Origin of the sequence: Streptomyces sp. NBC_00299 (genome assembly GCF_036173045.1) — a bacterium.
Taxonomy (GTDB): Bacteria; Actinomycetota; Actinomycetes; order Streptomycetales; family Streptomycetaceae; genus Streptomyces; species Streptomyces machairae.
Genome location: NZ_CP108039.1, coordinates 1,433,838 through 1,452,102, shown reverse-complemented (window position 1 = coordinate 1,452,102; position 18,265 = coordinate 1,433,838). Strand labels below are relative to the sequence as shown.

The window sequence follows — 18,265 nt, the reverse complement described above, 5'->3', positions numbered from 1 at the left end:
CGCCGGCGTCAGCGTGACGACGCCGTCAACGCCTCCCGCGCCAGCCCCAGTTCCCGGGCGAGCGCCTCGTCCACCCACTCCTGGGCACGCGCGCGTGAGACCGCGCCGCGGTACGACGTCATCTGCACGGCGAGCCCGTCGAGGAGGGCCGTCAGGCGCAGGGCCGCGCCCATCGGGTCCGGGCAGCGGAACTCGTCCGCGGCCACACCCTCCGCGATGACCTCGGCGAGGGCCGCCTTCCACTGCCGGTCGAGGTCCCGCGTGACCTCCTGCAGCGCGGGTTCGCGCAGCGCCGCCGCCCAGCCCTCGATCCACAGTCGCCAGCCCTTGGCCTGGCCGGTCGGCGCGTACCAGCGCACGGCCGCCCGCAGCCGGCGCAGCGCCGTCGTACGACGTCCGAGGACCCGTCGCAGACGGGCCAGGTCGTCCTGGGCCGCGTGCGTGAACGCGGCGGCGACCAGCTTCTCCTTCGTGGCGAAGTGATAGAGCACCAGCGCGTTGCTCACCCCGAGCGCCGCGGCCACGTCGGCGATCCTGACCGCCGCCACGCCCCGCGCCTCTATCTGCTCCACGGCGGCACGCAGCAACTCCTCACGCCGCTCCGCCACGCTCAACCGCACTCTTGCCACCCGGCCACCCTAAAGCCTTGCCGCCGGCAGCTCCCGGGCCGCGGTCGAGTCGGGCCCCGGCGTTGGCCGTCACCGGAGTTGGCCGAACCGCTCGGCGATCACCGGCAACCGGTCCTCAGCGATGGCGTGCGCGGCGGCCCGAGGTGTCGTCCCGTCGGCCTCCGCGCGGGCCAGGGTGAGGTCGGTCAGGGCGCGCATCGAACGCCGCGTGTGGGCGAACGCCTCGTCCGCGTCCGGGCCGACGTCGCCGAACAGCGTCCACCACCACCAGGCGTTCGTGGCCGAGTTGACCACGACGTCCGGCAACACGGTGACGCCCCGCGCGGCCAGCAGCTCCTCCGCCTCCGGCCGTACGGGCATGTTGGCCGCCTCGGCGATCCAGCGAGCGGTGATCCGCCCCTGGTTGGCGGCGTCGATCACATAGGAGACGGCTGCCGGGACCAGCACCTCCGTCTCGGCCGACAGCCAGGCGTCGCCCGGCAGTTCGCGGTCGCCGGGCCGCAGCGCCGCGCGGTCGACCGTGCCGTACGCGTCCCGTGCCGCCAGCAGTGCCTCGATGTCGAGGCCCGCCGGGTTGGCGATCGTGCCCTTGATGTCGGCGACGGCCACGACGGTGAGCCCCGCGCGCGTGAGGAAGCGCGCAGTGGCCCCGCCCATGGTCCCGAGCCCCTGCACGGCCGCGCGCGTCCTCCAGTACGGCACACCGGCCCGGTCCAGGGCGGTGAGCACCGCCTCGGCGACTCCGCAGCCGCCGACCAGCTCGTCGAGCCCGATGCCGTCCACCTCGACCGCGAACGCGTCCGCGAGCCGCGTACGGGCTCCGGTCTCGTCGCCGAGCAGCGGATACACGGCCTGGACGGACGACACGAGCCCCGCCTCGGCGGCCGCCCGGTCCACCACGTCCTGGGAGAGCCCGAGGTCCTCGCCCGTGGTCCAGAGGTTCTCGATGTAGGGCCGCATGGTCCGCAGATAGCGCACCAGAACCCCGTACGCCTCCGGATCGCGCGGATCGCAGTCGATGCCGCCCTTGGCGCCGCCCAGGGGGATGTACCGGGCCTCGGGGTCGTAGTGCAGGGCTTCCTTCATGCTCATGCCGCGGGCGAGCCCGGTGACCTCGTCGAGCGTGCAGCCCGGCCGCATGCGCAGCCCGCCGCTGGACACGCCGCGCACCAGCCGGTCGATGACCAGGAAGCCCTGGCGGCCGGTGACGTGGTCGGTCCAGGTGAGCGACAGCAAGGGCGTGGTCATGAGGTCTCCGGGGTGGGGGAGGGGAGGGCGAGCGAGGGCCGCGTGCCGCGCGCGGCTACTGAACGATGGGTCAGTATCCGAGGATGGGTGAGGACATGTCAATGTGGGGCGACCGGGATTAGGGACGGGGGCGTCCGGGGTTGTCGGAGGGGCCGACCATAATGGAATTTCTCACCGACTCCACCTGGAGGTACCGTGGCCGGTTTCCGTTTCCCGAGCTCCGGGCTGCGTGCCCTGCGGCCCGAGGCCTTCGGGGTGGACCCGAGCGGTGAGCGCATGGCGCGCATCCGCAGATCACCGCACTTCCGGGACGGGGTCTTCCAGAACCCCGGGGGCGCCGCCCGGACCAGACCGTCCGGTTCGATGGTGGAGTTCGCCAAGGTCTTCTTCGACCGGGACACCCGGCCCCACCGCGTCCCCAAGGGTACGGTGCCGGTGCACGCCACCACCTATGCCGACCTGGCCAAACCGCCCGTCGACGGGCTGCGCCTGACCTGGATGGGGCACTCCAGCGTCCTCGCGGAGATCGACGGCCACCGGGTGCTCTTCGACCCCGTGTGGGGCGAGCGCTGCTCCCCCTTCCCCTTCGCCGGGCCCAAGCGGCTGCACCCCGTGCCACTGCCGCTCGCCCAGCTCGGCCCTGTCGACGTCGTCGTCATCTCCCACGACCACTACGACCACCTCGACCTGCCCACGATCAAGGCACTGGTCGGCACGGACACGCTCTTCGCCGTACCGCTCGGCGTCGGCGCCCACCTCGAACACTGGGGCGTCTCGGCCGACCGGGTGCGTGAGCTTGACTGGCACGAGACGACCAAGGTCGGCGGACTCAGCCTGACGGCCACCCCCGCACGCCACTTCTGCGGCCGGGGGCTGCGCAACACGCAGCACACGCTCTGGGCGTCCTGGGTCGTCGCCTCGGACGAGCACCGGATCTACCACAGCGGGGACACCGGCTACTTCGACGGCTTCACGGACATCGGCGCCGAGCACGGCCCGTTCGACGCGACGATGATCCAGATCGGCGCCTACTCGGACTTCTGGCCCGACATCCACATGACGCCGGACGAGGGCGTCCGCGCCCACCTCGACCTTCAGGGCGGGGACCCGACCGTGGGCGTCATGCTGCCGATCCACTGGGGCACCTTCAACCTGGCGCCGCACGCATGGGCGGAGCCGGGGGAGTGGACGATGCGGGCCACGCACAAGGCCGGGGTCACGATGGCGGCGCCGCGCTGTGGCGAGCCGTTCGAACCGGCCTCGATGCCGCCCCTGACTCCGTGGTGGCGCGAGGTGGCCGAGACGCCCTCCGAGGGATGGCCGACGTGGCCGCCGGTCGCGTCAGGGCCGGACGGGGCGGCGGTCGCGTCGGGGTCGGACGGGGCGGCGGTCGCGTCGGGGTCGGACGGGGCGGCGGTCGCGTCAGGGTCGGACGGGGCGGCGGTCGTCTAGCGCGGCTTCTGTCCAAGGCCGGCCGCCCTGTCGCAGCGCCTGCCGCTCTGAAGCGCCCGCCACGGTGCGGGGCGCTGCAGTGGCGTCTGGTGAGACGGCGCGGGCGGTCAATGGCTCCGTGCGCTCTTGCGGGACGGTTCGCGCGGGGCGTGCGTGAGTGCGGTGGGGCGCCCCCGGAGCTTTGCGCGCCGCTACTGCCCGTGACGCTTTGGGGGGTGGACGGGCGGGCGCGCGGGGTGCTGAATCGTCCCGGCCAGGGGGGCCGGGCGCGGGCAAGGGCGTGGGAATCGGATGTCGGCGCGGCGTGCGGCGTACGGAGTGCCCCGCAGCCCGGCTTTTCAGCGTGACCACTTCTGACCAGGTCCGATCGTTCGGTATCCGCTTGTGGGCGAACGGTGGGGCCGGTTATCGGTCTGTCGTACGAGACCTCATACCAGAGCGGGACGCTGCCTGCGTGACTTTGTCAACTGCCCACCGCACTTGATGCGGAGGCGACTACTGTCAGTGTCCGTCGGGCGACGCGGAGCCGAATTCGTCGGTTCTGTCGACCGACATCGCGATGGCGCACGCCCCGGGCCGCGCAGACCGCGCGCATCCCAGGCCCCGACCGACGGACCAGTACGAGGACCCCGATGTCTCATCTCCGCGCCCCGGCCGCACGCGCTGACCGCCGTGAGGGCGGGCGGCACGGGCGCCCGGCCGCCCGCACCGCAACCGCGCTGCCCGAGACCCACATACGGCCCCAACTGCTGCGTCTGGCCGTGCTTCCGCCGGTCGCGGTGACCCTCAGCGCCCTCGCGGCCGTGCTGTTCGTCGTGCGGTCCACCGGAGTAAGACCGAGCCTCACCCTGTGGGGCGTGCTCGCCGGAGCGGTCTCGGTGACCCTGGCGGGCATCCTGATCGCCGCGGTGGCCGCCAACCGCACCGCCAGGTCCGTGAACGACCGCATCGGCGCACTGCGCCGCAGGAGCGCGCGCGGCGAGGCCGATCTGCGGGCCCTCGTCGAGACCCTGCGGCGTGGCGAGGCACCGCCGAAGCGCAGGCAGCGCAGCGGACCGCCCGACGGCGCCGACGACTTCGAACTGCTCGCCGCCGATCTGGCCCGCGCCCAGGACGGGGCCGTCACCGCCGTCGTCCAGGCCTCCCAGCTCTCCAGCCAGGCGGGCAGCGAACAGAAGCTCGAGGTCTTCGTCAACCTCGCCCGGCGTCTTCAGTCCCTCGTGCACCGCGAGATCTCCATCCTCGACGAGCTGGAGAACGAGATCGAGGACCCCGATCTGCTCAAGGGCCTCTTCCACGTGGACCACCTCGCCACCCGCATCCGCCGCCACGCCGAGAACCTCGCCGTGCTCGGCGGAGCCGTCTCCCGCCGGCAGTGGAGCAACCCGGTCTCCATGACCGAGGTGCTGCGCTCCGCCATCGCCGAGGTGGAGCAGTACTCGCGGGTCAAGCTCGTGCCGCCGATCGACGGCACCCTGCGCGGGCACGCCGTCGCCGACGTCATCCATCTGCTGGCCGAACTGGTCGAGAACGCCACGGTGTTCTCCGCCCCGCACACCCAAGTGCTGCTCCGCGCCAACCTCGTGACCTCGGGGCTGGCCGTCGAGGTCGAGGACCGCGGGCTCGGCATGCCGGTCGGCGAGCAGAACCGGATGAACGCCCTGCTCGCCGACCCCGACCAGGTCAACGTCGCCAGCCTGCTGGCGGACGGCCGCATCGGGCTGTTCGTCGTCTCGCAGCTCGCCAAGCGGCACGGCATCCATGTGCGCCTGCAGACCAACATCTACGGCGGTGTCCAGGCCGTACTCGTCGTGCCGCAGGGGTTGTTGGGGGCGGAACCGGGGGCTCGCGGAGTCGCGGAGCGGGCGCCGGAGCCGCAGGGAGTGGCGGGCACAGCCGTACCGCCGCATGCCCCGTCGCCGGCACGCCCGCAGCAGCCGCGTCCGCCAGAGCCGCCGGTGCCACCGCAGCGGTATGGGCAGCATGCGTCGGCCGCGTCGGAGGGCGGGCAGCGAGGTGCGGCCGAGGCGTCGACGGGCGCTCCGCGTCGGCAGCAGCCGCACGCCGACGGGATGGGCGCGGCCTCCGGAACGAACGGCACCGGGCCGGCCCCCCTGCCCGTACGCGGCACCCATGAGGAGCGGGCCAACCCCGCGGAGGCCCTGCCCGGCATCAGGCCCGACGAACGTGGCCGCGTCGAGGAGAACGCGGCCGTGCCTCTGGCCCCCCGCACCGGACCCGTCCGCGGCACCATGGGCAAGCCCCAACTGCCCCGACGCCGCGCCCAGGAACACATCGCCCCGCAACTGCGTGACGGCCCCACACCGCGCCAGGAGTCCGACCAACTCGCCGGACACGACCCGGGGCTGATGGCGGCCTTCCAACGGGGGGTCGGGCTCGCGGAGACGCAGCAGCACATGGAGTCGGCCCACATGGAGTCGGCACACGTGGAGTCGGCACACGTGGAGGCGCCGCACATGGAGTCGGCCCATACCGCCGCCACGCAGGGCACCACTGCCGCCTACACCCCCTCGCCGCACCAGGCCTCCGACACGACGTCGTCCGACCCGGACCCCACAACCGGGGCTCACACGTCCCCCGAGCCCACCCGCCTTGAGTCCGTGCGTCCGGTGCCGATCCACCTGGAGCCCACGAGTCTCGACGCGGGGCGCCCGCAGTCCACACACCTGCGCCCGCCGGGCCTGGATGGACTGCACGCAGACATGACACCCATGACCCCCCGTCCCTCCATGGATGTATCGCCCATGGACCCGGCCCACACCACCGAGAGGCAGCCCGGGTCCGCGCCCGGCGCCGACCACACCCCCTGGCACGACGGGAGCGCACCAGCCGGATGACCACGTTCATGACCAGTTCGACGTCCGCCTGGAAGTCCACCCCCACCCCCAGCGCTCCCGCTGACCTTCGTACCTCAAGGAGTCGATCCATCATGGCGAGCGAAGCGCAGACCGCCCATGTGTCCGATCTCGACTGGCTGATGAGCGGCCTCGTGCAGCGCGTACCGCACACCACCAGTGCGGTCCTCCTCTCCTGCGACGGGCTCGTGAAGTCGGTTCACGGCCTGGACCCGGACAGCGCGGACCACATGGCCGCCCTCGCGTCCGGCCTGTACTCCCTCGGCCGTAGCGCCGGCGTCCGCTTCGGTGACGGCGGAGAGGTGCGCCAGGTCGTCGTCGAGCTCGACTCGACCCTGCTCTTCGTGACCACGGCCGGCTCCGGCACCTGTCTCGCCGTGCTGGCCGGCCGCGAGGCCGACGCGGCCGTGCTGGGCTACGAGATGGCGATGCTCGTCAAGAGCGTCCGCCCCTACCTGGTCACCGCTCCCCGGCAGCACTCCGTCGAACCCTCGGCGTTGAGGCCTTGAACGTGACGGCGGCCGGTGACGGGCCCTGGCTCGACGACGCGGCCGGACGGCTGGTGCGCCCTTTCACCGTCAGCAACGGCCGTACCCGGCCCACCATCGCGCTCGACCTCATGTCGCAGGTCATGGCCACCGGGGCGACCCCCCTCGGCTACCTCGGCCCCGAGCACGAGCAGGCGCTCGACCTGTGCCGCGGCCCGGTGTCGGTCGCCGAGGTCGCCGCCCATCTGAAGCTGCCGGCGGTGGTCACCAAGGTGCTGCTGTCGGACCTCGTCGACTGCGGGGCGGTCACCACCAAGCCCCCCGAGTTCCACCACAACCCGACTGACCGGGCCCTTCTGGAGGCAGTGCTCGATGGACTACGACGACAGCTCTGACCCCTTCCCCACCGCGCTGAAGATCTTGGTGGCGGGAGGGTTCGGGGTAGGGAAGACGACCTTCGTCGGCGCGGTGAGCGAGATCGCGCCGCTCAGCACGGAGGAGCTGCTCACCACGGTCAGCGCCGCGACCGACAGCCTTGAAGGGATCGAGAACAAGGTCGAGACGACGGTGGCCATGGACTTCGGCCGCATCACGCTCGATCCGGAACACGTCCTGTATCTCTTCGGCACGCCCGGACAGGAGCGGTTCTGGTTCATGTGGGACGAACTCTCCGAGGGTGCGCTCGGCGCGGTCATCCTCGCCGACACCCGGCGACTGGAGGAATGCTTTGCCGCCGTCGACTTCTTCGAACAGCGGGGCCTCGGATTCATCGTCGCGATCAACGAGTTCGACGGCGGCTACCGTTACGACCCGGAGGAGGTCCGAGCCGCGATCGACCTCGACCCGCAGGTCCCCGTCGTCCGTTGCGACGCCCGGATCTCCAGCTCCGGTGTCCAGACCCTGCTGACCCTGGTCCGGCACCTCATCGCTCACGCGCCGGCACCCGCGCCGAGCCACGGCGCCCACATGTGACAGCCGCACACACCAGCACGGAGCCGCATATGACGTACGCCCACAGCGACGGAATCCGCCCATGAGCTACGGCCCACCCCATCCGGTCGCTCGCCTGCTGCTCACCCCCGAGGACAAGGAGGCCCCCGCCCGCGCGCAGCGGCTGCTTCGCATGGGCCTGGGGGAACACCCCGATCCGGCCCTTGACGTCTTCGCGGACCATCTGGCCGAGCACACCGGGGCGCCGTACGCCATGGTCAACTTCCTCGGCGAGAACCGTCAGTTCTTCGCCGGCCTGCATGTGCGGCATGCCCTGAACCTCGCCCGCGCCGACGAGAGCAAGCCCCAGCTGGGCCGCCATATGGAGCGCGACCATGGGTTCTGCCCCCATGTGGTCGTCCGACGCAAGGCGCTGGTCCTGGAGGACGTCCGCGACTACCCGCGATTCGCCGGGAACCCGATCGTGGACGAGTTCGGCATCCGCTCCTATCTGGGCGCCCCGCTCATCGACGGCGCGGGGATGGTGATCGGTACGGTGTGCGTCGTCGACGTGGAGCCGCGGCCCTGGGGGAGAGCCGGACTGGACACCATCAAGGCGTCGGCGGCGGACCTGGTCACCCGGCTGGAGCGGCGGGAGGCCGACGGGCTCCCGCTGCTGTGACTGCTCCAGGTCCGGGAGCGGCGGCTAGAAACCCCGCCACACGTTGTCGAACGCGGCGTCCTCGATCGCCCGCCGCTGCCGTACGGCCTCCAGCTCCACGACCGCGTTGCCGACGGCGGCCAGCACGGTCGTGACCGTCTCGTCGGTGAGGTCGTCAGCGGCGTCGTCCGGCATCTCGTGCACCCCGGCGGCGGCAGCCAGGGCCGCGAGGACGGGATCGCCCGACGCCCAGCGCTCCTCGGCCTGCTGCCGGGCCGCCGAGTCGACCGGCACCGATCGCCCGGCCCGCAGCGAGATCCGGTGGCCCCGCGGCCGGGCCGTGAGCCCCATGCTCTCCAGTTCCGCGCCATAGGCCGAGGACAGTCCGCGCCCCCGGCGCCACAGCCAGTCCTCGACCGACTCGTACGGCTCCTGCCGTACGAGTGACGAGGCGGCCTCGTCCAGCAGCCGGTCGCCCGTCGGGGCCTGTGCGCTCGGCGTGATGCGTTCGTCGTCGAGGACGAGAGCCCCGGCATCGAGGAGGTCGAACACTTCGGCCGCCGCGAGCGCGAGCGACAGTTCGCCCTGCCCCACGGGGTGGTCGGATGCCATGTCCAGCGCGACGATCGCGAGGTCACGTGCGGTGTTCATGAGCGACTCCAGGTCAGTCGGCCGAGTACGGGCGTGAGCACCGGGACCGGCCGCGACGGCGGTCCGGGGCACTACCTCGATTGTCACCGCCCGGAGGGCGTCAGGGGGCGCGAGTGGCGGGTGTGAAGGAAAGCTGTGACGCTGCTTAAGAAATCCTCGATGGACCGTGGCGCCGCCGTACGGCAGATTGCTAGGCGATTCCACCCCCTTCCCCGGCCGCGGGTGCCGTCGGCATGTCCGAGACCGGGACTCACCGTCAGGAGCCGTTGCGTGAAGGCGCTGGTCAAGGAGAAGGCGGAGCCCGGGCTGTGGCTCGCGGACGTCCCGGAGCCGGCCGTCGGACCGGGCGACGTACTGATCAAGGTGCTGCGCACCGGCATCTGCGGCACCGATCTGCACATCCGGTCCTGGGACGGCTGGGCGCAGCAGGCGATCCGCACCCCGCTCGTGCTCGGGCACGAGTTCGTCGGCGAGGTCGTGGAGACCGGCCGTGACGTCACCGACATCGCCATCGGCGACCGGGTCAGCGGTGAGGGCCATCTGGTGTGCGGCAAGTGCCGCAACTGCCTGGCCGGCCGCCGCCATCTGTGTCGTGCCACGGTCGGCCTCGGCGTCGGGCGCGACGGTGCCTTCGCCGAGTACGTCGCCCTGCCCGCCACCAACGTGTGGGTGCACCGCGCACCCGTCGACCTCGACGTGGCCGCGATCTTCGACCCGTTCGGCAACGCCGTGCACACCGCGCTGTCGTTCCCGCTGGTCGGTGAGGACGTCCTGATCACCGGTGCGGGCCCCATCGGCCTGATGGCGGCGGCCGTGGCCCGGCACGCGGGTGCGCGCAATGTCGTGATCACCGACGTGAGCGAGGAACGGCTGGAGCTGGCCCGCAAGGTGGGCGTGAGTCTCGCGCTGAACGTGGCGCAGGAGAGCATCGCCGACGGACAGCGCGAACTCGGGCTGCGCGAGGGCTTCGACATCGGCCTGGAGATGTCCGGCCGGCCCGAGGCCATGCGCGACATGATCGCCAACATGACGCACGGCGGCCGTATCGCCATGCTCGGCCTGCCCGCGCAGGAGTTCCCGGTCGACTGGGCCCGCATCGTCACCTCGATGATCACCATCAAGGGCATCTACGGCCGTGAGATGTTCGAGACCTGGTACGCCATGTCCGTTCTGCTGGAGGGCGGCCTCGACCTGGCCCCCGTGATCACCGGCCGGTACGGCTATCGCGACTTCGAGGCGGCGTTCGCCGACGCGGCGAGCGGCCGCGGCGGCAAGGTCATCCTCGACTGGACCTCGTAACTCCCTTTCGGCGACGGCATTTTAGGAGAGCTTTCCCCATGTTCGACTCCGTGCGCGACGACCTGCGCGCCACCCTCGACGAGATCCGCGCCGCCGGCCTGCACAAGCCCGAGCGCGTCATCGACACCCCGCAGTCCGCGACCGTGAACGTCGCCGCGGGCGGCCGTCCCGGCGAGGTCCTCAACTTCTGCGCCAACAACTACCTCGGCCTCGCCGACCACCCCGAGGTGATCGCGGCCGCCCACGAGGCCCTCGACCGCTGGGGCTACGGCATGGCGTCGGTGCGCTTCATCTGCGGCACGCAGGAGGTGCACAAGGAACTGGAGGCACGGCTCTCCGCGTTCCTCGGCCAGGAGGACACGATCCTGTACTCCTCCTGCTTCGACGCCAACGGCGGCGTGTTCGAGACGATCCTCGGCCCGGAGGACGCGGTGATCTCCGACGCCCTCAACCACGCGTCGATCATCGACGGCATCCGGCTGTCCAAGGCCCGCCGCTTCCGGTACGCCAACCGCGATCTGGCCGACCTCGAGCGGCAGTTGAAGGACGCGTCGGACGCCCGGCGCCGGCTGATCGTCACCGACGGCGTCTTCTCCATGGACGGCTATGTGGCACCGCTGCGCGAGATCTGCGACCTCGCTGACCGCTACGACGCGATGGTCATGGTCGACGACTCGCACGCGGTCGGCTTCGTCGGCCCCGGTGGCCGCGGCACGCCCGAGCTGCACGGCGTCATGGACCGCGTCGACATCATCACCGGCACCCTCGGCAAGGCCCTCGGCGGCGCGTCCGGCGGCTACGTCGCGGCCCGCGCCGAGATCGTCGCCCTGCTGCGCCAGCGCTCACGCCCGTACCTCTTCTCCAACACCCTGGCCCCCGTGATCGCGGCGGCCTCCCTCAAGGTCCTCGACCTGCTGGAGTCCGCGGACGACCTGCGCGTCCGGCTCACCGAGAACACGGCGCTGTTCCGGCGCCGGATGACGGAGGAGGGCTTCGAGATCCTCCCCGGCGACCACGCCATCGCGCCCGTGATGATCGGCGACGCGTCCAAGGCCGGCCGGCTGGCCGAGCTGCTGCTGGAACGCCGCGTGTACGTGATCGGCTTCTCGTACCCGGTCGTGCCCCAGGGACAGGCCCGCATCCGCGTCCAGCTGTCCGCCGCGCACTCGACGGACGACGTCAACCGTGCCGTGGACGCCTTCGTCGCCGCCCGGGCGGAACTGGAAGGCTGACGTCCGGCCCACTCCGGACCTTGCGATAATCGATCTCATGATCGAAGCGCGGCGGCTCCACATCCTCCGTGCGGTGGCCGACCACCGCACCGTGACGGCGGCTGCCGCCGCGCTGTATCTCACGCCCTCCGCGGTCTCCCAGCAGCTCGCGGCCCTGGAGCAGGAGACCGGCCACCGTCTGGTGGAGCGCGGCGCGAAGGGCGTACGGCTGACCCCGGCCGGCGAGATCCTGCTCAGCCACACCAACGCCGTCCTGGCCCAGCTGGAGCGGGCGGAGGCCGAGCTCGCGGCGTACAGCTCGGGCGCGGCCGGCACGGTCACGGTCGCCTCCTTCGCGACCGGCATCGCCCTGGTCGTCGCGCCCGCGGTGGCCCGCCTCGCCGGGACGGCCCCCGGCATCCGCATCCGCGTCCAGGACGCCGAGGGCGACGCCAGCCTGCCGATGGTGCTGGACCGGCAGGTCGACATCGCGGTGGCCGTCGAGTACAGGGGGGCGCCGCCCGCCGACGACCCCCGCCTCGCGCACGTACCGCTGTACGCCGAGCCCTTCGACGCGGTCGTCCCGGTGAGCCACCGGTTGGCCGACGCGGCCGAGGTCCCGCTCGCGGAGCTGGCGAAGGACCCGTGGATCGGCCAGTACCCCGGCAATCCCTGCCACGACGTGGTCGTTCTGGCCTGCGAGAACGCCGGCTTCCAGCCCCGCCTCGAACACTCCTCGGACGACTTCCGCGCGGTCGTCGCCCTCGCCTCGGCCGACGCGGGCGTCGCGCTCGTACCGCGCTCGGCGCTGCGCGGCATGGACCTCACGGGGGTCGTCGTACGGCCCGTGGACGGAGTGGCGCCCACGCGTCGGGTGTTCGCGGCGGTGCGCCGGGGCGCGGAGGAGCACCCGTTGATCAGGCCGGTGCTGGACGCGCTCGGGGAGGTCGCGGGGGAGTGAGGCTCCCGTAACACCGCCGTTTCATATCTGGGATAGCGTCCCGGATATGAAACGAGAGACTTCCGGCGATGGTGCAGCCCAGGCCGTCCTGGACACCGCCTTGGACGCGGTCGACGCCCGCCTCGGTGCCCGTCTGGCCGAGTTGCGGGCCGAACGCGGCTGGTCGCTCGGTGAGTTGGCGGAGCGCAGCGGCATCAGCCGCTCCACCCTGTCCCGCGCCGAGCGGGCGGAGATCAGCCCCACTGCCGCGCTGCTGAACCGCCTGTGCCACGTCTACGGCCGGACCATGTCCCAGCTGCTCAGCGAGGTCGAGTCCGAGCCCGCGCTGCTGGTGCGGGCGGCCGAGCAGCCGGTGTGGGAGGACCGTTCCTCCGGGTTCGTACGACGGTCCGTGTCGCCGCCGCACGCCGGATTGCGCGCCGAACTCGTCGAGGGCCGGCTCGCCGAGGGCGCCGACATCGCGTACGACCGCCCGCCCGTACCGGGACTGGAGCAGCACATCTGGGTCCTGGAGGGGGCCCTCGAAGTGACGGTTCAGGAGGCGGAGCACCATCTCGACGCCGGGGACTGTCTGCGGATACGGGTGTGGGGGCCCACGCGGTTCCGGTGCGCGGGGCCTGGAGCGGTGCGGTACGTGCTGGCGGTGGTGCTGCCGTGATCGTGACGCGCCTGGACGAAGGCCAACTGCTGGGCCAGGTGGAGGACTTGGCCGACCTGCTCGTGGACACCGTGGAGGACGGTGCGTCCGTCGGGTTCCTGGCCCCCCTTGACCGTACGGCTGCCATGGGCTGGTGGAAGGAGCGCGCGGCCGCCGTGGCCACCGGGCAGTGGGCGGCGTGGGTGGCACGCGAGGGCGAGCGAACCGTGGGCACGGTCAGCCTGGCCTTCCCCGACAAGCCCAACAGCCGCCACCGGGCCGAGCTGGTCAAGCTGATGGTGCACCGGGACGCGCGGGGTCAGGGCCTCGGCCGCAGGCTCCTGACGACCGCGGAAGAGGCAGCGATCCGGGCCGGGATCACCCTCCTCCACCTGGACACCGAGACCGACAGCCTCGCCGAGCGGCTGTACCGCGCGGCCGGCTGGACCCGGGCCGGGGTGATCCCGGACTACGCGGCGGACCCGGACGGAGCGCTGCGGCCGACGACGATCTACTTCAAGCACCTCTGACCGATCGCCCCGTTGTCAGTGCTGCGTGGAACACTCACCGTCGTTGATCGACCACGAGGGCGATCAACAGTATCGAAAGCGGCCGAACAACCAGTACATCAAGGGGGATTGCCTGTCATGGGCGTCAGTATTTCGTTCATCAGCGCGACGACGGAGGAGCTGGACAGGGCGGCGAAGGACCCGAATTGGGCAGACGAATACATCTTTGAGCTGTACGGCGAGAACTCCCCGATGCCGGACCGTCCCTACGGAGGCCCGGACAAGGCGTTCGGCGGGCTCCAGTTCCTGTTCGACCAGGCTGAGGTGGGACTGGAGTTCCTGATGGACGGGTTCCAGATCCGGGACGACGGCACCCTGTTCGGGTGGGACGCGGAGCAGATCGGCAGCGTGGCACGGGAGCTGCGGGCGACCCCGTGGGAACGGCTGGCGGGCCACTACGACCCGGACCGGATGGCGCAGGAGAATGCGTACCCCAACATGTGGAAGTTCGACCCCGAGGGGCAGCTGGAATGGCTGGAGGGGGCCTACGAGGAGCTTGTCGCGTTCTTCGGCGCGGCTGCCGATCGAGGCCTCGGAGCGTTCATGACCTTCAGCTTCTAGGGCCTCCCGGAGGTCGGACCGACCCCGCTCACCAGGTGGTTGTCAGTGGCAGCCGCTACCGTGCCTGCCATGCCGGATGCCGAAGACGTACGCCGTATCGCCCTGTCCCTGCCGGATACGACGGAGAAGATCGCCTGGAGCATGCCCACGTTCCGGGTCGCGGGCAAGATGTTCGCCACGCTGCCCGAGGACGAGACCTCCATCGCCGTGCGCTGTCCCAAGGAGGAGCGCGACGAACTGGTGCTGGCCGAGCCGGACAAGTTCTGGATCGCCGACCACGAGGCGCAGTTCGCCTGGGTGAGGGCTTGGCTCTCCGCCCTGGACGACGAGGACGAACTGCGCGACATCCTCGCCGACTCCTGGCGCCAGGCGGCACCGTCGAGCCTGCTGGAGGCGCACCCCGAGTTGGGGCCGCCGACGGGAGAGTGAGACCAGTGAGGCACTGTCCGTGCTCCATGTCATGACCGGAAGGCGCAAGCGGATGAGAGGGCGGGCCGGATCACACCCGGTGTGGTCGAGGGACTTCGGCCTGTTCTTCGTCGCCCGGGCCGTCGCCCAACTCGGCGACACCATGCTGCCGGTGGCCCTCGCCGCGGGCCTGCTGCAGCACGGGTACGGCGCCGGAGCCGTCGGCCTCGCCCTGGCCGCGACGTCCGCCGCGTTCGCCGGGCTCATCGTCTTCGGCGGGGTCATCGCCGACCGCTTCAGCACCCGCAGGCTGATGATCGGCGCCGACCTGGTCCGCCTCGGCACCCAGTCCCTGGCCGCCGTGCTGTTCTTCACCGGGCATGTCGTGCTGTGGCAGATCTGCGCGATCGGCTTCGTCAACGGCGCGGCGGGCGCCGTGTTCCAGCCCGGCGTCGCCGGCACAGTGCCCCGGCTCGCCGCCGACGTCCAGGGTGCGAACGGCGCCATACGCGTCGCCGAGGCCGTGGCCCAACTCGCCGGACCCGCCCTCGCCGGTGTGCTCGTCGGTTTCGCGTCACCCGGCGGCGTGTTCGCGGCCCACGCGACCACATACGCGGTGAGCGCCCTGTGCCTCCTGCTGCTCCGCCTGCCCCCGCTGGTCCGCCCGCCCGGCGACCGCTCAGGCCGCGGAACCAGAGCCTTCCGGGCGGATCTGGCGGAAGGCTGGCGGGAATTCAGATCCCGGACCTGGCTCTGGGGCGTCATCGTCATCTGGTGCGTCTACATGATCGCCGTATGGGGCCCGACGGTCCCGCTCGTGGCGACGGAGGTCGTCCAGCAGCACGGACCGCGTGCCTACGGCCTGATCAACTCCGCCCTCGGCGCGGGGACCGTCGTGGGCGGCCTGCTCGCGCTGCGGCTGCGCCCGCACCGCATGCTCCGCGCCGGCGCGATCGCGCTCTTCGCCTTCGCCGGCTTCCCCATGACGGTCGGCGCCGGCCTCGGCGTTCCGGCCATGGCGGCCGGAGCCGCTGTCGCCGGGGCGGGCATGGCCTTCTGGAGCGTGATGTGGGCGACCAGCGTCCAGACGCAGGTCCCGGCCGACGTCCTCAACCGCATCCACGCGTACGACGTGGCCGGCTCCCTGGCGATGATGCCGGTCGGCCAGGCCCTCGCGGGCCCGGCCGCGGCGACCATCGGCACGGACCACGTGCTCCTGGTCGCCGGAGGCATGAGCCTGGTCGTCGTGGCCGCCCTGCTCACCGTGCGTCCGATCCGTGACCTGGTGCGGGCCGACACCCCGACGACGGTGGGGCCGGCTCCGTCTCCGGCCCCGGCCGCGACAGGCGAGGGCGTGTGCCCCGAGCGGATCTGAAGCGGCCGGTCGCGCGGAAACGAGTGCGCGACCACCGACCCGAGTGCGGTATTGTTTCCATGCGCGTTCGGCCGGGGGAAACCCCAGGTCAGACGGCACCGGGACGTGGCGCAGCTTGGTAGCGCACTTGACTGGGGGTCAAGGGGTCGCAGGTTCAAATCCTGTCGTCCCGACGGTGCGAAGGGTCTTCGCAGGCGAGAGCCTGCGAGGGCCCTTTTTCGCTGGGTTTCCCGGTGGCCGGCCGGGCACTCAGCCGGCGGCGGCCCCGAACCACCTCGGCAGATGGCCGAGCAGCTCCTGCTGATCTTCGCCGGCCCAGGCCACATGGCCGTCCGGCCGCAGCAGCACCGCGGGCACGTCCAGTTCCTCGCAGGCGTCGACGACGTGGTCGACCCGATCCGACCAGCCCGCCACCGAGAGCCGGCCCGTCCGGTCGAGCAGGAGTCCGCGGCCGGCGCGCATCAGCTCGTAGAGGCGGCCCTGCTCCAGCTTCACGTCCCGCAGCCGTCGGCCGAGCAGTGCGTGGCCCTCGCCGAAGTCGTAGTGGACGCCGATCGCGGTGATCTTCTCGATCAGATAGCGGTTCACGTCCTCGAAGTCCATCAGCTGCGACACCAGCCGGCGCACCGACTGCGGACCCGGCTCGGTGGACATCAGGTGCATCTGTGCGCGGGTGTTGTCCAGCACGTCGGCCGCCACCGGGTGCCGTTCGCTGTGGTAGCTGTCCAGCAGCCCGTCCGGTGCCCAGCCGCCCAGCTCGGCGGCCAGCTTCCAGCCGAGGTTGAACGCGTCCTGGATGCCCAGGTTGAGGCCCTGACCACCGGTCGGCGGGTGGATGTGCGCCGCGTCGCCGGCCAGCAGCACACGGCCGGACCGGTAGCGCTCGGCCTGCCGGGTGGCGTCGCCGAAGCGGGACAGCCAGCGCGGTGAGTGCACGCCGAAGTCGGTGCCGGCGACCGCCCGCAGCTGTTGCCGGACCTCCTCGAAGGCCGGCGGGACCGACCGGTCCTCGGTCAGCCCGTCGGCGGGCACGACGACGCGGTACACCCCGTCCCCGAGAGGCATGAAGCCGAACCGCTTCTGGGTCTTGCGGACTTCGGTCATCACGGAGACCAGCGTCTCCTGGGGTACGGCCACCTCCATCTCGCCCAGCAGCGTCTCCACCGTGGCGGGCTCGCCCGGGAAGCCGATGCCCAGCAGCTTGCGCACCGTGCTGCGGCCGCCGTCACAGCCGACGAGGTAGCGCGAACGCAGCCGGGTGCCGTCGTCCGGCTCGACGGTCACACCGTCGTCGTCCTGGCTCAGCCCGACCAGCTCGCTGCCGCGCCGGATCTCGGCGCCGGCCTCGGTCGCGTGCTCGGCCAGCAGACGGTCGGTGATGGTCTGCGGGATCCCGAGGGTGTACGGATGCGCGGTGTCCAGCCCGTCGGGCCAGGGCTTGTCGATGCCGGCGAAGAAACCGCCGACCTGGTACTGCCGCCCGTGTGCGAGGAACCGCTCCAGCAGACCGCGCTGGTCCATCACCTCGATGCTGCGCATGTGCAGCCCGAGCGAGCGGACCACCCTGGTCGGCTCCGCCTCCTTCTCCAGCACGAGGACGTGCACGCCGTGCAGCCGCAGCTCGGCGGCCAGCATCATGCCGGTCGGTCCGCCGCCCACAATGATCACGTCGATCATCACAACACTCATTTCCGCAGGTACTGGCTTCGGCCGGAGATTCTGCGGTAGGCGCCCGCCGGGTCAGATCACGCAGCCCACATGCGCCAGCGCCTGCTTCAGCAGCACTCCGTGACCGCCCGGCATCTCGCTCTGCACCGCCGGGGACAGTGCCTCCTGCGGGCTGAACCAGACCAGGTCGAGCGCGTCCTGGCGGGGGCGGCAGTCGCCGGTGACCGGGACGACGTAGGCGAGCGAGACAGCGTGCTGGCGCGGGTCGTGGTACGGCGTGACGCCGTGCGTCGGGAAGTACTCCGCGACGGTGAAGGGCTGGAGGGAGGTCGGGACCCGGGGGAGGGCCACCGGGCCGAGGTCCTTCTCCAGGTGCCGCAGGAGGGCGTCGCGAACGCGCTCGTGGTGCAGCACGCGGCCGGAGACGAGGGTCCGGCTGACCGTTCCGTCCGGTCCGATGCGCAGCAGCAGGCCGATGCTGGTGACCTCGCCGCTGTCGTCGACCCGCACCGGCACGGCCTCGACGTACAGGATCGGCATGCGCGCGCGTGCCATTTCCAGCTCGTCGGAGGACAGCCAGCCGGGCGTGGTATCGGTCATGTCAGACATTGCTTGATCATACTTTCCGGGAATTGCGAACG

Annotated in this window: 19 protein-coding genes and 1 tRNA gene; 15 read left to right on the top strand and 5 right to left on the bottom strand. The window is 71.7% G+C overall.

The features are described 5' to 3' along the window. Nucleotides 1–8: 8 nt before the first annotated feature. Together OHT51_RS06330 and OHT51_RS06325 are read right to left on the bottom strand one after the other, a co-directional pair. The gene (locus OHT51_RS06330) at nucleotides 9–629 is read right to left on the bottom strand and encodes a TetR/AcrR family transcriptional regulator (RefSeq protein WP_328877896.1); all 621 of its coding nucleotides are present in this window, start codon (nucleotides 627–629) and stop codon (nucleotides 9–11) included. 69 nt (nucleotides 630–698) lie between these two features. Continuing rightward, nucleotides 699–1,877 carry a Glu/Leu/Phe/Val dehydrogenase dimerization domain-containing protein gene (locus tag OHT51_RS06325; RefSeq protein ID WP_328877895.1) on the bottom strand — a complete coding sequence of 393 codons (1,179 nt, stop codon included), beginning with the start codon at nucleotides 1,875–1,877 and terminating at the stop codon, nucleotides 699–701. 195 nt (nucleotides 1,878–2,072) lie between these two features. Here OHT51_RS06325 and OHT51_RS06320 point away from each other — a divergent pair, with 195 nt between their 5' ends. The 6 genes from OHT51_RS06320 to OHT51_RS06295 all read left to right on the top strand — a co-directional run bounded on the left by OHT51_RS06320 (nucleotide 2,073) and on the right by OHT51_RS06295 (nucleotide 8,305). Continuing rightward, complete coding sequence (locus OHT51_RS06320; RefSeq protein ID WP_328877894.1) at nucleotides 2,073–3,329, top strand: MBL fold metallo-hydrolase; 1,257 nt, start codon at nucleotides 2,073–2,075, stop codon at nucleotides 3,327–3,329. Nucleotides 3,330–3,961: 632 nt separating this feature from the next. After that, on the top strand, nucleotides 3,962–6,187 hold the full coding sequence (locus tag OHT51_RS06315) for a sensor histidine kinase (RefSeq protein ID WP_328877893.1): 2,226 nt from the start codon (nucleotides 3,962–3,964) through the stop codon (nucleotides 6,185–6,187). A gap of 92 nt (nucleotides 6,188–6,279) precedes the next feature. Continuing rightward, complete coding sequence (locus tag OHT51_RS06310) at nucleotides 6,280–6,714, top strand: roadblock/LC7 domain-containing protein (RefSeq protein ID WP_328877892.1); 435 nt, start codon at nucleotides 6,280–6,282, stop codon at nucleotides 6,712–6,714. A 2-nt stretch (nucleotides 6,715–6,716) separates the two neighbouring features. Then, nucleotides 6,717–7,088, top strand: coding sequence for a DUF742 domain-containing protein (locus OHT51_RS06305; protein ID WP_328430358.1), 372 nt, complete (start codon nucleotides 6,717–6,719; stop codon nucleotides 7,086–7,088). Further along, a complete protein-coding gene (locus tag OHT51_RS06300; protein ID WP_328420849.1) occupies nucleotides 7,066–7,665 on the top strand; it encodes a GTP-binding protein in 600 nt (199 codons plus the stop codon). The genes OHT51_RS06305 and OHT51_RS06300 overlap by 23 nt, the downstream gene beginning before the upstream one ends. A 61-nt stretch (nucleotides 7,666–7,726) precedes the next feature. After that, on the top strand, nucleotides 7,727–8,305 hold the full coding sequence (locus OHT51_RS06295) for a GAF domain-containing protein (RefSeq protein WP_328877891.1): 579 nt from the start codon (nucleotides 7,727–7,729) through the stop codon (nucleotides 8,303–8,305). A gap of 24 nt (nucleotides 8,306–8,329) precedes the next feature. On the opposite strand, the gene OHT51_RS06290 is transcribed toward OHT51_RS06295, so the two are convergent. Next, nucleotides 8,330–8,935: a GOLPH3/VPS74 family protein gene (locus tag OHT51_RS06290; RefSeq protein WP_328877890.1), complete on the bottom strand. Its 606-nt coding sequence runs from the start codon at nucleotides 8,933–8,935 to the stop codon at nucleotides 8,330–8,332. Nucleotides 8,936–9,205: 270 nt separating this feature from the next. On the opposite strand from OHT51_RS06290, the gene tdh reads away from it, so the two are divergent. From tdh to OHT51_RS06245, 9 genes are all read left to right on the top strand, one after another. Then, a complete protein-coding gene (gene tdh / locus OHT51_RS06285) occupies nucleotides 9,206–10,234 on the top strand; it encodes an L-threonine 3-dehydrogenase (protein WP_328877889.1) in 1,029 nt (342 codons plus the stop codon). Nucleotides 10,235–10,272: 38 nt separating this feature from the next. Further along, the gene (locus tag OHT51_RS06280) at nucleotides 10,273–11,466 is read left to right on the top strand and encodes a glycine C-acetyltransferase (protein WP_328877888.1); all 1,194 of its coding nucleotides are present in this window, start codon (nucleotides 10,273–10,275) and stop codon (nucleotides 11,464–11,466) included. Between the two features lie 37 nt (nucleotides 11,467–11,503). Beyond that, complete coding sequence (locus tag OHT51_RS06275) at nucleotides 11,504–12,406, top strand: LysR family transcriptional regulator (protein WP_328877887.1); 903 nt, start codon at nucleotides 11,504–11,506, stop codon at nucleotides 12,404–12,406. Nucleotides 12,407–12,452: 46 nt separating this feature from the next. After that, a complete protein-coding gene (locus OHT51_RS06270; protein WP_328877886.1) occupies nucleotides 12,453–13,064 on the top strand; it encodes a helix-turn-helix domain-containing protein in 612 nt (203 codons plus the stop codon). Then, complete coding sequence (locus OHT51_RS06265) at nucleotides 13,061–13,573, top strand: GNAT family N-acetyltransferase (protein WP_328877885.1); 513 nt, start codon at nucleotides 13,061–13,063, stop codon at nucleotides 13,571–13,573. The genes OHT51_RS06270 and OHT51_RS06265 overlap by 4 nt, the downstream gene beginning before the upstream one ends. A 117-nt stretch (nucleotides 13,574–13,690) precedes the next feature. Then, nucleotides 13,691–14,173, top strand: a complete 483-nt coding sequence (locus OHT51_RS06260) for a DUF1877 family protein (RefSeq protein ID WP_328877884.1) — start codon at nucleotides 13,691–13,693, stop codon at nucleotides 14,171–14,173. Nucleotides 14,174–14,242: 69 nt separating this feature from the next. After that, complete coding sequence (locus OHT51_RS06255) at nucleotides 14,243–14,602, top strand: MmcQ/YjbR family DNA-binding protein (RefSeq protein ID WP_328877883.1); 360 nt, start codon at nucleotides 14,243–14,245, stop codon at nucleotides 14,600–14,602. Between the two features lie 31 nt (nucleotides 14,603–14,633). Further along, nucleotides 14,634–15,956 (top strand): MFS transporter, encoded by a 1,323-nt coding sequence (locus OHT51_RS06250; RefSeq protein ID WP_328877882.1) that lies wholly within the window; start codon nucleotides 14,634–14,636, stop codon nucleotides 15,954–15,956. 99 nt (nucleotides 15,957–16,055) lie between these two features. Beyond that, a tRNA-Pro gene (locus tag OHT51_RS06245) sits at nucleotides 16,056–16,129 on the top strand. A gap of 76 nt (nucleotides 16,130–16,205) precedes the next feature. On the opposite strand, the gene rox is transcribed toward OHT51_RS06245, so the two are convergent. After that, nucleotides 16,206–17,633 (bottom strand): rifampin monooxygenase, encoded by a 1,428-nt coding sequence (gene rox / locus OHT51_RS06240; protein ID WP_328877881.1) that lies wholly within the window; start codon nucleotides 17,631–17,633, stop codon nucleotides 16,206–16,208. A 63-nt stretch (nucleotides 17,634–17,696) separates the two neighbouring features. Continuing rightward, a complete protein-coding gene (locus OHT51_RS06235) occupies nucleotides 17,697–18,224 on the bottom strand; it encodes an NUDIX hydrolase family protein (RefSeq protein WP_328884253.1) in 528 nt (175 codons plus the stop codon). Nucleotides 18,225–18,265: the final 41 nt, after the last annotated feature.

Bases quoted from the DNA above. Each gene is read 5' to 3' on its own strand.
- OHT51_RS06325 (WP_328877895.1), bottom strand. From the start codon at position 1,877: ATGACCACGCCCTTGCTGTCGCTCACCTGGACCGACCACGTCACCGGC.
- OHT51_RS06315 (WP_328877893.1), top strand. From the start codon at position 3,962: ATGTCTCATCTCCGCGCCCCGGCCGCACGCGCTGACCGCCGTGAGGGC.
- OHT51_RS06310 (WP_328877892.1), top strand. From the start codon at position 6,280: ATGGCGAGCGAAGCGCAGACCGCCCATGTGTCCGATCTCGACTGGCTG.
- OHT51_RS06300 (WP_328420849.1), top strand. From the start codon at position 7,066: ATGGACTACGACGACAGCTCTGACCCCTTCCCCACCGCGCTGAAGATC.
- OHT51_RS06295 (WP_328877891.1), top strand. From the start codon at position 7,727: ATGAGCTACGGCCCACCCCATCCGGTCGCTCGCCTGCTGCTCACCCCC.
- OHT51_RS06290 (WP_328877890.1), bottom strand. From the start codon at position 8,935: ATGAACACCGCACGTGACCTCGCGATCGTCGCGCTGGACATGGCATCC.
- OHT51_RS06280 (WP_328877888.1), top strand. From the start codon at position 10,273: ATGTTCGACTCCGTGCGCGACGACCTGCGCGCCACCCTCGACGAGATC.
- OHT51_RS06275 (WP_328877887.1), top strand. From the start codon at position 11,504: ATGATCGAAGCGCGGCGGCTCCACATCCTCCGTGCGGTGGCCGACCAC.
- OHT51_RS06270 (WP_328877886.1), top strand. From the start codon at position 12,453: ATGAAACGAGAGACTTCCGGCGATGGTGCAGCCCAGGCCGTCCTGGAC.
- OHT51_RS06260 (WP_328877884.1), top strand. From the start codon at position 13,691: ATGGGCGTCAGTATTTCGTTCATCAGCGCGACGACGGAGGAGCTGGAC.
- OHT51_RS06255 (WP_328877883.1), top strand. From the start codon at position 14,243: ATGCCGGATGCCGAAGACGTACGCCGTATCGCCCTGTCCCTGCCGGAT.
- OHT51_RS06250 (WP_328877882.1), top strand. From the start codon at position 14,634: ATGACCGGAAGGCGCAAGCGGATGAGAGGGCGGGCCGGATCACACCCG.
- rox (WP_328877881.1), bottom strand. From the start codon at position 17,633: ATGATCGACGTGATCATTGTGGGCGGCGGACCGACCGGCATGATGCTG.
- OHT51_RS06235 (WP_328884253.1), bottom strand. From the start codon at position 18,224: ATGACCGATACCACGCCCGGCTGGCTGTCCTCCGACGAGCTGGAAATG.